The organism is Oleiphilus sp. HI0125, assembly GCF_001635355.1.
This window is the reverse complement of the sequence record NZ_LWGF01001512.1, coordinates 1-639: the sequence shown is the minus strand read 5'-3', so window position 1 is coordinate 639 and position 639 is coordinate 1. Positions and strand designations below refer to the sequence as shown.

1 protein-coding gene is annotated in these 639 nt (G+C 47.7%); it reads right to left on the bottom strand.

Going from position 1 to position 639, the window contains the following annotated elements:
* A partial coding sequence (locus A3762_RS25405) for a sodium:calcium antiporter (RefSeq protein WP_068758195.1) occupies positions 1 to 639 on the bottom strand: 639 nt, incomplete at both ends.

Here is a 639-nt window from a genome sequence, read left to right as displayed (position 1 = left end):
AGTCGCGAATCAAGTTTGCTTGCTCGATAAATGGCGGTGCAATCAGTGCTGGGATGGCTAGCACTGCGAGTAGGTTAAATAAGTTAGAGCCGATGATATTGCCAAGAGCAAGGTCATGGTGACCCTTCAATGCGCTAGCAATCGATGCCGCTAATTCGGGCAAGCTTGTACCTATCGCGACAATGGTTAAACCGATGATCAAATCGCTAATTCCAAGCGAACTTGCTATGCCACTTGCCCCCCAAACGAGCATTCTTGAACTTAAGATAAGGGCTGCAATGCTTCCGACCAAAATCGTGATCGCTTTGGTTTGAGCCATGGGTTCATTGTCTTGTACTTCCTCAGGTAATTCTGAAGAAGAGGAAGAGAGTTTAGCGAGTGCGATGAGCGAGATGAGGAGTATGCCAATAAGGATCAAGCCATCGTTGAAATCGAGCAGGCCGTCGATGATGACAATCGTTGCGAGCGCTGTTGCGATCAAAAGTATAGGTAGTTCAATTTTTAGTATTCCGAGCTTAATCGGAATAGCAGAAATGAGCGTAGTTACACCGAGCACTAGTGCTATGTTCGCAATGTTGGAGCCGAAAGCGTTTCCAACGGCGAGTGTGCTGGCTCCTTCGAGGGCTGCCATGCCTGATA